Source organism: Streptomyces sp. NPDC048584 (assembly GCF_043199595.1).
Lineage (GTDB): Bacteria > Actinomycetota > Actinomycetes > Streptomycetales > Streptomycetaceae > Streptomyces > Streptomyces edwardsiae.
Map to the genome: position 1 here is coordinate 257,623 of NZ_JBICWF010000008.1, position 14,719 is coordinate 272,341.

Genomic DNA, 14,719 nt, shown 5'->3' on the forward strand with positions numbered 1-14,719 from the left:
GACAGGTTCGCCCCGTACGGTTGAAGCATGGATCTTCGATTGCCCGGGGCGCGCTGGTTGCGGTCGCGTCGGGTCATTGCCGCCGCGGCCGCCGTCGTCGTGCTCGCCGGTGCCGGTACGTGGACGGCCGTCGCGTCCGACGAGGCGCCCGCGGTGCGCCGCGCCGACCGGGTCATGGCCATGGAGGGCGGGGTGCGGATCGACACCTCGTACTTCACCTCCGGGGGCGACGGGCGGCGGCCCGCCGTGCTGCTCGGGCACGGGTTCGGCGGGAGCAAGGACGATGTGCGGGAGCAGGCCGAGGAACTCGCGCGGGACGGGTACGCCGTACTCACCTGGTCCGCGCGCGGGTTCGGGAAGTCCACCGGGCGGATCGGGCTGAACGATCCGAAGGGCGAGGTCGCCGACGTCTCCCGGCTGATCGACTGGCTGGCCGGCCGGCCCGAGGTCCGGCTCGACGAGGACGGCGATCCCCGGGTCGGAATGGCCGGCGGATCGTACGGCGGTGCCATCGCGCTGCTCGGCGCCGGGTACGACGACCGGGTCGACGCCATCGCCCCCGCCATCACCTACTTCGACCTCGCCGACGCGCTCTTCCCGAACGGTGTCTTCAAGAAGCTGTGGGCCGGTGTCTTCGTCAACTCCGGCGGCGGCTGCGGGAAGTTCGAGGCCGCGCTGTGCGCGATGTACGAACGGGTCGCCGAGTCCGGGGTCCCGGACGCCGAGGCGCGTGAGCTGCTCGAGGCGCGGTCGCCCTCCGCCGTCGCCGGCCGTATCGACGTACCGACACTGCTGCTGCAGGGGCAGACCGACTCCCTCTTCCCGCTCGGGCAGGCCGACGCCGCCGCGAAGGCGATCCGCGCCAACGGCGCCCCCGTCGACGTCGACTGGATCGCGGGCGGACACGACGGCGGCGACCCGGAGGGCGACCGGGTACGGGAGCGCGTACGGAGCTGGTTCGACCGGTACCTCAAGGGCGACGAGGGCGCCGACACCGGCCCCGCCTTCCGCGTCACCCGCACCGGAGGCGTCGACTCCACCGACGGGCGGGCCGTGCTGACCGGCGCGAGCGCCGACACCTACCCGGGGCTGGCCAACGGCGGCCGGGCCGTCCCGCTCACCGGACGCGAGAAGCAGAGCTTCGCCAACCCGGCCGGCGCCGGCCCGCCCGCCATCTCCTCCCTCCCCGGACTCGGCGGCACCGGCGGGCTCGCCCAGCTGTCCTCCCTCGGCGTCGGCGTCTCCCTGGACTTCCCCGGCCAGTACGCCCGCTTCGAGTCCGCCCCGGTCGCCGACGACCTGCGGATCACCGGATCGCCGACCGTCACCGTGCACGTCGAGTCGAGCGGCGAGGACGCCGTCCTCTTCGGCAAGGTGTACGACGTCGGCCCCGACGGACGGCAGCAGGTGCTGCCCTCACAGCTCGTCACGCCCCTCCGTGTCGAGGGCGCCAAGGCCGGCAAGGACGTGACGATCACGCTCCCCGCCGTCGACCACGAGGTGCGCAAGGGCCACCGGCTGCGCCTCGTCCTCGCCTCCACCGACCTCGGCTACGCCTCCCCGGCCGCCCCGGCGACGTACACCGTCTCCCTGAAGAGCGACCTCACGGTGCCCACCGCACCCCGCGTGACCACCGCCGCCGCGCCGCTGCCCGCCTGGGTGGTGTGGCTGCCCGTCGCCGGCGCCCTGATCGCGCTCGCGCTGCTGCTGACCGGCCGCCGCCGCACCACCGCGCCGGCGCCCGACCCCGGCCTCGCCGACGTGCCCCTGCAGATCACCGATCTGGGCAAGCGGTACACCCGCTCCTCGGACCGGTACGCCGTGCGGGACCTCTCCTTCCGGGTCGAGAAGGGGCAGGTGCTCGGGCTGCTCGGGCCGAACGGCGCCGGCAAGACCACCACCCTGCGCATGCTGATGGGGCTCATCAAGCCCGACAGCGGCGAGATCCGCGTGTTCGGCCACGCCATCCGGCCCGGCGCCCCGGTGCTGTCCCGGGTCGGCGCGTTCGTCGAGGGCGCGGGGTTCCTGCCCCATCTGTCCGGCCGGGAGAACCTGGAGCTGTACTGGCGGGCCACAGGGCGGCCGGCCGAGGACGCCCACCTGGAGGAGGCCCTGGCGATCGCGGGCCTCGGGGACGCGCTCGCCCGCGCGGTACGCACCTACTCCCAGGGCATGCGCCAGCGCCTCGCCATCGCCCAGGCCATGCTCGGCCTCCCGGACCTGCTCATCCTCGACGAACCGACCAACGGCCTCGACCCGCCGCAGATCCGCGAGATGCGCGAGGTGATGATCCGCTACGCGGCCGCCGGACGCACGGTGATCGTCTCCAGCCATCTGCTGTCCGAGGTCGAGCAGTCCTGCACGCATCTCGTGGTGATGGACCGCGGGCAGCTCGTCCAGGCCGGTCCGGTGGACGAGATCGTCGGCTCCGGCGACACCCTGCTCGTCGGCACCGTCACCCCCGTCGACGAGCCGGTCGCCGAGAAGATCGCCGCCCTGCCCGGCATCGCCTCCGCCGTCCGCACCGACGAGGGGCTGCTGGTCCGGCTCGACGCCGACGGCACCGCCCCGCGCCTGGTCGCCGAACTCGTCCGGCTGGAGGTTCCCGTGGCGTCGGTCGGCCCGCACCGCCGCCTCGAGGACGCCTTCCTCACCCTGATCGGAGGTTCCGCATGAGCACGCCCACCGTGCCCCTCGAGCCCGTCGAGGTCGCCGACGGCTACCGCGCGGGACGCACCCTGCCGCTCCGGGTGGAGCTGGTCCGCCAGCTCAAGCGCCGCCGCACCCTCGTGATGGGGGCGATCCTCGCCCTGCTGCCGTTCGTGCTGGTGATCGCCTTCGCGATCGGCGGTACACCGGACGGCGGCCCCGACAACAACCGCGTCAACCTCATGGACACGGCCACCGCGTCCGGCGCCAACTTCGCCGCCGTGAACCTGTTCGTGTCCGCGGGCTTCCTGCTGGTCATCCCCGTCGCCCTGTTCTGCGGGGACACGGTCGCCTCGGAGGCCGGCTGGTCCTCCCTGCGCTATCTGCTCGCCGCGCCGGTGCCCCGGATGCGGCTGCTGTGGTCCAAGCTGATGGTCGGACTGGGGCTGAGCCTCGCCGCGATGGTGCTGCTGCCGGTCGTGGCGCTCACCGTCGGCACCGTCGCCTACGGCTGGGGGCCGCTGCACATCCCCACCGGCGGGGCGCTCGACCCCGGTACGGCGGCGCAGCGGCTCGTGGTGGTCGTGGCGTATCTGTTCGTGTCGCAGCTGGTCACCGCCGGGCTGGCGTTCTGGCTGTCCACCCGCACCGACGCCCCGCTGGGCGCGGTCGGCGGGGCGGTCGGCCTGACCATCGTCGGCAACGTCCTGGACGCCGTCACCGCCCTCGGCGACTGGCGGCACTTCCTGCCCGCGCACTGGCAGTTCGCCTGGGCGGACGCCATCCAGCCGGACCCGGAGTGGTCCGGCATGATCCAGGGCGCGTCGGTGTCCGTGACCTACGCGCTGGTGCTGTTCGCGCTGGCCTTCCGCGGTTTCGTCCGCAAGGACGTGGTGTCCTGACGCCGTGAGGGGTGGTGTCCCGACGACCGGCCCGCGCCCCCGTGCGCGGGCCAACCGGGTGAACCTGCGCAACCGATTCCGCCGAGTCGGGTTGATGAAGAAGTAGGCCATGCGGCAGCGGAGGGCCAGAACGCGTGGCGCTCCCATTTCTTCAAGCAGGAAGACAACCACATTGCGACAGACCCTGAGCAGGGGAGTGTTCGTGGCGGCCGCCGCCGCCACCGGCATTCTGTCCCTGTACGGAACCCCCGCCCTCGCCGACTCGTTCGCGGCCGGCGGAGCCGAGGATGCTCCCGGTGTGCTGTCCGGGAACAACGTGCAGGCCCCGGTGCACGTCCCGGTGAACGCGTGCGGCAACAGCGTCAACGTGGTCGGCGCCTTCAACGAGGCGTCCGACAACACGTGCGTCAACGCCGACTCCGGCGGCCGGCACGCCGACGGAGCGCAGGCGGTGGGCGGCACCGAGGGCTCGCCCGGTGTGCTCTCCGGGAACAACGTGCAGGCCCCGGTGCACGTCCCGGTGAACGCGTGCGGCAACACCGTCAACGGCGCCGCGGCGTTCAACGAGGCGTCCGACAACACCTGCGTCAACGGCTCCCACGACGACGCGGACTCGTCGCACGCCCGGAGCGGGTACGGCGACTCCTCGACCGCCGGTACCTCCGAGGCGGGCTACGGCGACTCCGGCGGCGCGCAGGCGGTGGGCGCCGCCAAGGGCTCGCCCGGTGTGCTGTCCGGGAACAACGTGCAGGTGCCCATCCACGTGCCGGTGAACGCGTGCGGCAACAGCGTCGACGTGCTCGCCCTGTTCAACAGCGCGTACGACAACACCTGCGTCAACGACAGCGGTTACGGCGAGGACGAGCCCGAGAAGGAGACGCCGGTCCCGCCCACCCACGTCAAGACGCCTCCGAAGCACGAGGTCGAGCCCCCGGCCGAGGAGGAGGTGCCCGGCAACCCGCCGCACCTGGCCGAGACCGGCGCCGACGGCCTGATCGCCGCCTCGGCGGCCGGCGCCGTCCTCATCGCGGGCGGCGCGATGATCTACCGTCGCGGTCGCGTCGGCACCCGCCGCTAGCCCGTCCCGCACAGGACGACGCGTCCCCCGGACCGCACCAGGTCCGGGGGACGCGTCGTGTCGTATGTGCCCGTCAGCCGCGGGCCGGCGACGGCGCCGTGCTACGGCTGCCACCACCCGGCACGGGAACCGTTCCGCGCATCGGCGTCGCCCTCAGCCGCCGGCGCACCCCCTGCACCAGCGTCGACGCCGTGAACGTCGCACCGTGCACGAAACGCATCGCCGGACCGAAGCCCGACGCGGTCACCAGTCCCGCCAGGAACAGCCCCGGCTGCGAGGACTCGAAGCTGTGCCCGAGTGCCGGGGAACCGTCCGGCAGCACCGCCAGCGTGCCGCGCAGCTCGGCGGAGAGCAGGCCCAGCCGGTCACGGTGCGCCTTGAACCCCGTCGCGGCGATGACGTGCTCGGTCTCCAGCGAGCGCCGGGAACCGTTACGGCCGGACAGGTCCAGGCGCAGCCCGCCCGGCACCGCCGCGGCCGCCGTGACCTCCTGGCCCGGCAGCAGATCCACCGCCCGCTCCACCCGGTCCCGCACCCACCAGGCGCCCGCCGGACCCAGCGCCGTCGCCGCGATCCGCGCCCGGGTCGCCTCCGGCAGCCGCCGGTACAGACCGGGGCGTTCGGAGTAGAACCAGTTCCGCCAGCCGGGCCCGAGACCGCTGTGGGGTGAGCGGACCGACTGCCACCACGGGCGCTCCCAGGCCGGCGGCACATCGTTCCACCGCAGCCGCTCCGCCCGCGCCAGCACCCGTACCCGCGTGCCCTGTTCGGCGAGGAGCGCCGCTGTCTCCAGGGCCGCCTGGCCGCCGCCGATCACCGTGACGTCCTTGCCCTGGAACTGGCCCAGGTCGCTGTGGTGGCTGCTGTGCGTCACCAGCGACGGGTGCAGCCCGCGCAGCGCCGGCGGCACCTCGATGAACGGCATCACCCCGACGGCCAGGGCCACCGCCCGCGCGTGCAGCGCCTGCCCGTCCTCGGTGACCGCGGTGAAGCCGTCGGCGCCGGACGAGATCCGGGTGATCGTGCGCTCGTCCACCTCCGGTACGGCGTTGCGGGCGAACCACAGGCCGTACGAGGCGAACGCCTCCACCGGGATCGGCTGCGCGTGACGTGCCGTCAGGCCCTGCTCGGCGCAGTACGCGTCCAGTTTCCAGCGCCCGTCCGGGTCGGACAGGTTGGACGCCCACGGCTCCGACTTCAGGAACATGCCGCCGGGCATGTGGTCCCGCCAGGACGCCATGGGCCGGCCGAACACGCGCAGGTTCAGTCCGGCGGCCGCGGCGTGGGACGCGATCGACAGACCGTACGGGCCCGCGCCCACCACCAGAAGGTCGTACATCATCAGCTGCTCGCTTTCTCGTTGACGGTCGGGGAGGTCGGGGAGGTCGGGGAAGTCGGGGCGGATGCCCGGGGAACAGGGCGGGGCGCCGGTACGGAGGAGCCCGCCGGGGTCAGCCGCTGCCGCAGCCGGCCGGACACATGGCGGGCCCACAGCGCCCACATCGCCCAGCCGGGGGCGCGGTCGTCACCGGCGTACCAGGCGAGTTCGCGCCCGCCGGCCCCCGTGCGCAGCGTGCTCAGCGCGGCGAACGGCGCGTAGTTCTCCACCACGAACGACCGCCCGGCCACCGGCTCCCCGTCCGGCAGCGGCCGCCCGGTCAGATCCAGGTGCAGCGCGCGTACGACGTCCAGCCCCGCGCTGTCGGCGAAGAGCCGGAACTGGGCGCCGGGGCGCGGGTTGAAGTCGAGGAGGTGGTGGCCGCCGGTCGTGCCGCGGCGGAAGTCGAGGTCGAAGACGCCCCGGTAGCCGAGCGCGCCGGTGAGCCGCTCGGCGAGGTCCCGCACCTCGGGGTTGGGCGTCCAGTGGCCCACCGCGGTCAGTCCCGCCCCGCGCGGCCACGCCAGCTGCTTGCGGCCCGGTCCGCCGGCGCGCACGGTGCCGGCCCGATCGGCGTAGCCGTGGAAGAACCAGTCCCGGTCCTCACCGGCCGGCAGGAACTCCTGGAGCAGCAGCACGCTGCCCGCCTCCGCCGTGCGTGCGTACAACTCCCGGGCCTGGTACGCGGTGTGCAGCACCTGGGTGCTGCGCAGTCCGCCGCCGGCCGGCAGCAGCCAGGGGCGGCTCCACTTCGCGACCAGCGGAAGTCCGAGCAGGCGGGCGGCCTCGGCCGCCCCGCGCGGGCTGTCCGGGACGAGTGTCCGCGGGTGCGGTACGTCCACGGCGGCGCACACGTGGGCGAGTTGTTCCTTGTCGGCGACGCGTTCGGCGAGCGCGGCCGGCATGTCCGGCAGCAGATAGGAGGGCCGGAGGGCGTCCCGCAGCCGGCCGGCGGCGATCGCGGTCGCGTCGTCCAGCGGGATCAGTACGGCCGGCCGCCCGACCCGGCCGGCCACCCGGAGCAGCACGTCGAGAATCTGTTCCTCGGATGCGCCCGGCGGCGGCGGGGAATGCGTTCCGTGGACATAACGCGAGCGGCGGACGGGACTTCTGGCGGAATCGGCGACGACATGCACTTCCACTCCCGCACGGCCGAGCGACCGTACGGCGCCGAGTGTGCCGTGATGAAAGGGGTTCCGGTCGGTCCGCAGCAGTACGGCGGGGACCCGGGTGTCGAGCAGCGACACGAATTCTCACTTCCTTCTGGTGGCGGCTCACCCGCTCGGGGGAGCCCGGCACTCGAAAGCCGCAATGGCATTGGCATCGTCGTACGACCTGTGTCTGAATTCATATGACTGTTCGTCAAGTGCGAGGAATTCAGGCAGGGGGAATTCAGGCAGTGGACGGACGAGAGCGAGAAAAGGAGCAGCCAATGGCCCCACAGCACAGGCGGGTCCGGGCCCGCGCGATGGCCGTGGGCGCGGCGGCGGTCGTCGTCTCCGCGGCCCTGACGGCCGGTCCGGCGGCGGGGGCGGCACCGACCGACGGCTCCCTTCCGGCGGTGCCGGTCCCGGGCGGCCCGGCGGCCGCCGCCACGATCCCCGCCGTCGAGTTCCCGTCCGTACCCGTGCCGGACCTTCTGGCGGCGCACCGCAGGGTCCCGGCCTTCGGCGCGTTCCTCGCCTCCGACGAGCGCGGAGTGGCCCGGATGGAACAGCTCAGCCGCTGGCTGGGCGGTGCCGAGCTGCGTGTCGGCCACACCTACCTGCCCGGCAACCGGTGGAGCGACATCGAGGGGGACATCGGCTTCCTGCGGGCGTGGGCCGACTGGCGCAACGCCCGGGACGACCGGATGCTCGTCCTCAACGTCCCCATGCAGGAGCGCAACGAGGAGGGCGTCTCGGACCAGGAGGTCCGCGGGCTGCTGCGACGAGGCGCGGCAGGGGAGTTCGACCACCATTTCCGTGCCCTGGCCGAGCGGCTCGTCGAACTGAGGGCGCCGGACACGGTCGTCGTGCTCGGCTGGGAGATGAACGGCGTCACCTATACCCACCGGTGCGGTCCGGACCCGGAGGCGTGGAAGACGTACTGGAACCGGATCGTGAGGACGATGCGTGCCGTGCCGGGGCAGAGATTCCGGTTCGATTTCACGCCGAGCCGGGGCCGGGACGCCATTGCCTGGACGGAGTGCTACCCCGGGGACGACACGGTCGACATCGTCGGCATGGATTCCTACGACCAGCCGTCCGGCCGCTCCTTCGACGAACAGGTGAAGGAGCCGTACGGACTTCAGGCGCACGTCGATTTCGCGAAGGCCCACGGAAAGCCGATCTCCTATCCGGAATGGGGGCTTTTCCGCAACGGCGACAATCCCGAGTACATGCGGCGCATGCTCGCGTGGATGGACCAGCACAAGCCGCTCTACAACACGGTGACCGACTACTGCCCGCACGGTGTGTGGCAGTGCGACGACAATCCGGACTCGTCCCGCGTCTACAAGAGCGTGCTCTCCGGCCGTACACACGACGGGGAGCCGGACACCTCCGTTCCTCCGGTCCCGCGGCCCACGCCCGAGACGCCGCTGCCACCGGAGAACTGCTCGCCGCTGGACCTGGGCCGCTGGGTGGAGTACTGGCTCGGCGGCAAGCTCTGCCTGCGCTTCGACTGGTGGTCGCGCGGCCGTTAGGGGGTGTCGTTCGGATCCTGCCGGGGTCGCCAGCAGGGCGCCGCTGCCCGGAGCCGGCCTGATCCGAACGACACCCCCTGGCGGGGCCCCGGACCGGTTCGCCGCCGTCATCGCTGCACATCGGCGGCGGTGGCCGGGCCGGGTACCGAGGCGGCCGGGACGGGGCCCCCGTCCCGGCGGGTCCGCCTCGGCCGGGCGAGCAGGGCGAGGCCGCCCAGCAGCCCGCCCGCGCTCGCCCCCACCAGCGTGGTCACCGGCGTCGACGCGGAGGCCGGCTTGCCCGGCTTCACCGCGCGCGAGAACTGCACGAGCCGGACCTGGGTGCTGCCCTTGGTGTCCTCGGCGTGCCGGGTCAGCGCGCGCGAGACCGCGTTGGCCATGTCGACGGCCAGTTCCGGCCGCGCGGACGTGGCGGAGACGGCGACCATCGGCGCGTCCGGCGAGGTCGCCGCGCGCACACTGTCCCGCAGCGTCCGTACCGGCACACCGGCCCACACCTGCGCGTCGCCGAGCACCGCGAGCTGGGTGGCGACCCGGCCGTACGCCTGCGCGAAGCCGCGGGCCGCGTCCGGGGTCGCCTTGTCGGTCGGTACGGCGACGACGTAACTGGTGGCCGTGTACGACGGGGGCGTGAGCACGCCGTACGCGCCGCCGAACAGACCGCCCAGCGCCGTGCCGGCCACCAGCGCGGACCAGGCCGGCAGCCTTCCGAGACGGGCCAGGGACGGACGGGGCCGACGGGTCGGGGTGTCGGTCATGACGGGCTTGCTCCCTCGGAGGTACGGCGGTGACGGACGGCTGAGGACGTTGCGGACGGCTCACGGCCCGGTGGACGGCTCACGGTGCGGAGCACCGGTCACGGCCGCCGTGTACACGTCCATGAGGCGGGCCGTACTGCGGGTGATGCTGTAGTGCCGCGCGGCCCGGCCGGCCGTGCGCGGTCCGGGACCGGCCGTACGGGCCTCGGCGATCGCGCGGGCGTACGCCTCCGGTCCGCCGCGCGCCCGGCGGGCGCCGGCGCGGGCCTGAGGGGGGAGGTCCTCGATCGCCGGGCAGGAGGCGTAGAGCACGGGCAGGCCGGACGCCAGCGCCTCCACGGCCGCGAGGCCGAACGCCTCCTCCGGGGACGGGGAGGCGAACAGGTCCATCGCCGCCGTCAGCGAGGGCAGATCCGGGCCGGGGGTGCCGTCGGGGACGACCGGCCGTTCACCGGTGAACAGGACCCGCCCCGCCACCCCGGCCTCATGGGCGGTGCGGCGCAGCATGTGCTCCTCGGGGCCGCCGCCGACCAGCAGCAGCCAGTGGTCCTCGGGCAGCAGGGCGAGTGCCCGGACGAGGACGTCGAACCGCTTGCCCCGGGTGAGCCGGCCGATCCCGCCGACGACGTACGCGCCCTCCGGCAGGCCGAGCCGCCGCCGGGTGAGCTCGCGGCGTTCCGCGTCGAAGCCGAACCGGTCCAGGTCGACGCCGTTGGGCACGACCTCGATACGGGGGGCGGGCACGCCCCAGCGCCTCAGCCGGTCGGCGACCGTCGGGGAGACGGCGACCGTCGCCGACCCCAGCCGCTCGCTCGCCAGATACAGGGCGCGTACGCCAGTGGTGAGCCGGCGGCCCTCCATCTGGGTGTCGCCCAGGGAGTGTTCGGTGGCGACGACCGCGCGGACCCCGGCGACCCGGGCGGCGAGCCGGCCGTAGACACAGGCCCGGTACAGGTGGGTGTGCACGAGGTCGTAGCCGCCCGCGCGGATCACCCGGACCAGGCGGGGGAGGGCTGCCAGGTCGCGGTTGCCGCCCATGCCCAGGTGCACGACGCGTACGCCGTCGGCGCCGAGGCCGTCGGCGACCGGCCCGGGGTTGGTGAGCGTCACCACGTCGCAGTCGACGGGCAGATGACGCAGCAGCAGCCGCAACTGCTGCTCGGCACCGCCGACACCGAGGCCGGTGATGATGTGCAGCGCCCGCATCACACGCCCTCCACCGGACGCCGGCGCAGCCGGTGCAGCCGGAGCTTGAGGTGCAGGCGCCACGCCGTGTCGTTCTGGCCGACATGTGCGCGCGGCAGGGCGTGCGGGCCGGTCAGCGGGCCGGGGTCGATGGCGCAGGCGTAGGCGTAGCCCGCCTTCCGTACGGCCTCGACGGCGCGCGCGTCGACCGTGCCGTACGGGTAGCAGAACCCCTCGGCCGGGGCGCCGGTCAGCTCCTCGATCCGGGCGCGGCTCTCGGCGACCTCGGCGGTGAGCGTGGCGTCGTCCGCGCCGGTCAGGTCGGTGTGGGTGAGTCCGTGCGAGCCGATCTCCACCCCCTCGGCGGCGGCGCTGCGGATACCGGCAGCGGTCAGCAGCGGCTTGCGTGGGCCGAGCGGGTCCCAGGCGTTGTCGCCGCCGAGCCGGCCCGGCAGGACGAACAGGGTGGCGCCGCAGCGGAAGCGGCGCAGCAGCGGCAGGGCGCCGGTGAGGAAGTCGGTGTAGCCGTCGTCGAAGGTGAGGCCGACCAGGTCCCGCCCCTCGCCGCGGGCGCGCGCGGCGAGGAGGTCGGCGACGGACACACCCCGCAGGCCGCGCCGCCGCAGCCAGGCCAGCTGGCGTTCCAGCCGCGCGGGCGTGACGGTGATGCGGTACGGGTCGTCCGAGCAGTCGCCCACCGAGTGGTACATCGCCACCCAGGGCACGGGGGCCGGGCGGGGCGCGGAGGGGCTGCCGGTTTCGGGGGAATCAACGGGTGCGGCCATGTGTGAGCCTTCGTGTGACGGTGCGTACGGAGCGCAGCGCGGATGCGGAGCGCCGGGCGACCGGGACGGACAGGGCGAGCGGGACGAAGACGGCGGCCACGGCCGCGCAGCCGGCCGCGAGCGCCGCCACCGGGGAGGCGAAACGGCCCGCGGCGAACGTTCCGGCGGCGACGGCGACGACCGAGGCGAGCACGGGCCGGCCCAGCTCGGCGAGTACCGTGCGGACGCCGAGGGTGATCCCGGTGGGGTTGCCGCGGCCGGCCGTTCGCAGCCCGGTGAGCAGGAGCACGGCGGTGACGGTGATGCCGACGGCGTTGGCGGCGGCGATCCCCGCCACGCCCCAGCGGCCCACGGTCGCGGCGCCGATCAGCGAGGTCGCGGCGATCCCGGCCGCCATCACGGCCAGGGGGTACCAGCTGGGTCGGCCGGCCGAGAAGTAGCAGCGGACGAGGGCGCCCACGAGGGTCTGGCCGAGCAGACCGAGGGCGTACACGCGCATGACGTCCGCCGTCGCGGCGGTGTCGGCCGCGGTGAACGCGCCGCGCTGGAACAGCAGTCCGATCATCTGCGGGGCGCAGGCGAGCACCGCGCACATGCCGGCGAGGACCACGCAGGACGCCAGTACGAGGTCCCGCTCCACCCGGGCGCGGGCCCGCCGGGTGTCGCCGTCGGCGAGCGCCCGCGCCACCACGGGGAAGGTGACGGTGCACACCATCAGCGACAGCGTCATCGGGATCTGGGCGACCTTCTGCGCGTAGTTGAGGTGCGAGATGGCCCCGGCGGGGAGGGAGGACGCGAGGAACCGCTCGACGAGGACCTGCGACTGGCGGCACAGCGCGAACAGCAGGACGGCGGCGATGAGCGCGAGCCGCATCGGCCGCTCGTCGGCGGCGGGTCCGGCGGTGCAGTCGGGCGCGGGCGCCGGCTCGGGCGACCGCAACTGCCTCCACAGTGAGGGCAGTTGCACCGCCACCATCAGGCAGCCGCCGACCGCGACCCCGACGGCGGCCGAGCGCACCCCCCATTCCCCGCCGAGCAGGAACATCGTCGCGACGATGCCCGTGTTGTACGCGACGTAGATCGCGGCGGGCGCGAAGAAGCGGCGGTGCGCGCGCAGGGCGGCGCTGCAGTACCCGGCGAGCCCGAAGGCCAGCAGGCTGAGCGCGGTGAGCCGGGTGCAGTCGGCGGCGAGCCGGGGATCGGCCAGCCCCGGCGCCAGGGCGCGGACCAGGTAGGGGGCCCCGGCGGCGACCAGCGCGGCCACGGCGGCGAAGGCGAGACACAGCCGGGGCAGGGTGGCCCTGACGAGCTCCCGCACCGGATCACCGGGCACGCCCCGCGCCCGTCGCGCCAGCGCCACACTGAACGCCGGGATCAGCGCGATCGCGAGGCCGTCCTCGATCAGCAGCGTCGCGGCGATCTCCGGCACGGTCCACGCGACCAGAAAGGCGTCCGTATCGCTCCCGGCCCCGAACAACCGCGCCAACGACTGATCCCGCACCAGCCCGAGCACGGACCCGGCGATGGACAGCACGGCGGTCCCGATGGCGGCCCGCGCGAGGAATCGCCGTGACACGGCGCCTTTCTCGTCGGCCGCGGGCGTGTTCGTCCCCGCCCGCGCGCGGACGCGGACCCCGGCCCCGGAGCCCCCGGCGGCGGGAGCGCCGGGCGCGGGGCCGGCGGGTTCGGGTTCCGGGAGCCGGGGCCCACCGGGCACGGGGGCGCCGGTCGCGGGCCGGCCAGTGGAGTGGCCGCCGGCGGTGTGTTCGGGGGCCATGGGGAGGGGCGCCCGCGGCGCGTGGGCGCCGGTCGCGGGGCCGTCGGCGCGTGCGCCGGTTCCGGGCCGGGGCCCGTCCGCGGCGCCCCGGCGCGGGGCGGGACGGGCGGTCGCCGGGCCCTCGGCCGCAGATACGGCTCGCGCGGCGGGGCCCGCCGGCCCGGCGGCGGACGGCTCCGGCGCCGTGGTGGCGGCGGGCCGTGACGGCAGTACGGTCATGGGGTCGCGGCCTCCTCGGCCCGCGCGGTGTCCGTGCGGTCGTTCCCGGACAGGGCCCACCACGCCGTCAGGCCCAGGGCCACGCCGGTCAGTACCGTCGAAGGGCCGCCGATGTCGCCGTACACGAAGTCGGTGAGCTGCCAGAGCAGCAGGCCGACGGCGATGAACGCGCAGTCGGAGCGCGGTCGGCGCCGCAGCGCGCACACCAGCAGCGCCAGCCAGCTCCCGCCGAGCGCCACCAGCCCGATCAGGCCCTGCTCACTAAGCACCAGGAGATACATGCTGTGCGGCGACAGCAGCGCCTGCCGGTGGTACTCCTCGCCCGCGCCCCCGATGTCGCTGCCCGAGGACAGCGCGAGCGTGGCGTGCCCGTCGCGGTACTCGGGGAAACCCTTCAACCCGACCCCGGTGAGCGGGTGTTCGCGCCACATGCCGGCCGCCGCCGCCCACAGGGTGTACCGGTCGACGACGGACTGGTCGGGCGTGTCGGCCACCTCCGTGATGCTGCCGATCCGCTCCTGCAGCATCGCCGTACCGACCCCGAAGCCGCCCACCAGGACGACGCCCGCCGCGACCACGGCCGCCGCCACCTTCAGCGCGCGCCGGGGCCCCGCCAGCGCCAGCTGCGTCCCGCACGCCAGCGCGGTCGCGATCCACGCGCCCCGGCTGAACGACAGCGCCAGCGGCACGATCAGCAGCACCGCGCACCCGGCGGCGGCCGCCCGCTGCCGTACCGGCGCCCGGCCCAGCGCGACGCCCGCCGCGCAGACCACCCCCAGCGACACCGCCGCCGCCATGCCCATCACGTCCCGCGCCCCGAACGTGCCGACCGCGCGGATCGTCTCGCCCTGGTACGAGGCGCCGGTGCCGGTGACGTACTGGTGCACCCCGACGGCCCCCTGCCACAGGGCGAGCCCCACGAACGACCAGGCCAGCACCCGGAAGCCGGCCCGCCCGCGCAGCAGCACCAGCACGGCGGCCGGAACGAGCACGAAGATCTGCAGATAGCGGGACAGCCCGCCGAACGCGGCCTGGGGCGAGGCCGCCCCCATCGCGGCGAGCGCCAGCCCCACGACCGGCAGCCCCAGCACGACGGCCGCGGCACGCGACAGCGGACGCCGGCGTTCCCGCAGCAGCAGGAGCACGCCGTGGCCGACCGCCAGCGCGGACACCACGTCGGCGGGCCCCGGGCCGTCCCCCGTCGGCGGCAGTCCCGCCAGGGCGACGACCGCCACGAGCGGCAGTACCGGCACGAGCGCGGCGGCGGCCCGGCGCGGCGGCGGGACGAGGGCGGACCTCACG

The 14,719-nt window shown here is 74.7% G+C and carries 11 protein-coding genes; 4 read left to right on the forward strand and 7 right to left on the reverse strand.

Translation table 11 applies throughout. The features are described from left to right. Positions 1 to 27 precede the first annotated feature (27 nt). The 3 genes from ACGFR9_RS19900 to ACGFR9_RS19910 all read left to right on the forward strand — a co-directional run bounded on the left by ACGFR9_RS19900 (position 28) and on the right by ACGFR9_RS19910 (position 4,629). The gene (locus tag ACGFR9_RS19900) at positions 28 to 2,676 is read left to right on the forward strand and encodes an alpha/beta fold hydrolase (RefSeq protein ID WP_393210162.1); all 2,649 of its coding nucleotides are present in this window, start codon (positions 28 to 30) and stop codon (positions 2,674 to 2,676) included. Then, positions 2,673 to 3,551, forward strand: coding sequence for an ABC transporter permease (locus ACGFR9_RS19905; RefSeq protein WP_393210165.1), 879 nt, complete (start codon positions 2,673 to 2,675; stop codon positions 3,549 to 3,551). Before ACGFR9_RS19900 ends, ACGFR9_RS19905 begins: the two co-directional genes overlap by 4 nt. 172 nt (positions 3,552 to 3,723) lie before the next feature. Next, positions 3,724 to 4,629 carry a chaplin gene (locus ACGFR9_RS19910; protein ID WP_393210168.1) on the forward strand — a complete coding sequence of 302 codons (906 nt, stop codon included), beginning with the start codon at positions 3,724 to 3,726 and terminating at the stop codon, positions 4,627 to 4,629. A gap of 73 nt (positions 4,630 to 4,702) precedes the next feature. Here the strand turns inward: ACGFR9_RS19910 and ACGFR9_RS19915 are convergent, their stop codons facing one another. Then, complete coding sequence (locus tag ACGFR9_RS19915; RefSeq protein ID WP_393210430.1) at positions 4,703 to 5,968, reverse strand: NAD(P)-binding domain-containing protein; 1,266 nt, start codon at positions 5,966 to 5,968, stop codon at positions 4,703 to 4,705. 2 nt (positions 5,969 to 5,970) lie between these two features. Further along, entirely contained in the window at positions 5,971 to 7,254 is a 1,284-nt protein-coding gene (locus ACGFR9_RS19920; protein WP_393210171.1) for an ATP-grasp domain-containing protein, read from the reverse strand. Positions 7,255 to 7,439: 185 nt separating this feature from the next. On the opposite strand from ACGFR9_RS19920, the gene ACGFR9_RS19925 reads away from it, so the two are divergent. Beyond that, on the forward strand, positions 7,440 to 8,693 hold the full coding sequence (locus ACGFR9_RS19925; protein ID WP_393210174.1) for a glycoside hydrolase family 26 protein: 1,254 nt from the start codon (positions 7,440 to 7,442) through the stop codon (positions 8,691 to 8,693). A gap of 107 nt (positions 8,694 to 8,800) precedes the next feature. Here the strand turns inward: ACGFR9_RS19925 and ACGFR9_RS19930 are convergent, their stop codons facing one another. The 5 genes from ACGFR9_RS19930 to ACGFR9_RS19950 all read right to left on the reverse strand — a co-directional run bounded on the left by ACGFR9_RS19930 (position 8,801) and on the right by ACGFR9_RS19950 (position 14,718). Continuing rightward, the gene (locus ACGFR9_RS19930; protein ID WP_393210177.1) at positions 8,801 to 9,451 is read right to left on the reverse strand and encodes a lipopolysaccharide biosynthesis protein; all 651 of its coding nucleotides are present in this window, start codon (positions 9,449 to 9,451) and stop codon (positions 8,801 to 8,803) included. Positions 9,452 to 9,511: 60 nt separating this feature from the next. Next, positions 9,512 to 10,657, reverse strand: a complete 1,146-nt coding sequence (locus tag ACGFR9_RS19935) for a glycosyltransferase (protein WP_393210180.1) — start codon at positions 10,655 to 10,657, stop codon at positions 9,512 to 9,514. After that, positions 10,657 to 11,421, reverse strand: coding sequence for a polysaccharide deacetylase family protein (locus ACGFR9_RS19940; protein WP_393210183.1), 765 nt, complete (start codon positions 11,419 to 11,421; stop codon positions 10,657 to 10,659). Before ACGFR9_RS19940 ends, ACGFR9_RS19935 begins: the two co-directional genes overlap by 1 nt. After that, positions 11,405 to 13,198 carry a lipid II flippase MurJ gene (locus tag ACGFR9_RS19945; protein ID WP_393210433.1) on the reverse strand — a complete coding sequence of 598 codons (1,794 nt, stop codon included), beginning with the start codon at positions 13,196 to 13,198 and terminating at the stop codon, positions 11,405 to 11,407. The genes ACGFR9_RS19940 and ACGFR9_RS19945 overlap by 17 nt, the downstream gene beginning before the upstream one ends. Before the next feature lie 215 nt (positions 13,199 to 13,413). Next, on the reverse strand, positions 13,414 to 14,718 hold the full coding sequence (locus tag ACGFR9_RS19950; RefSeq protein ID WP_393210186.1) for an O-antigen ligase family protein: 1,305 nt from the start codon (positions 14,716 to 14,718) through the stop codon (positions 13,414 to 13,416). Position 14,719 lies beyond the last annotated feature (1 nt).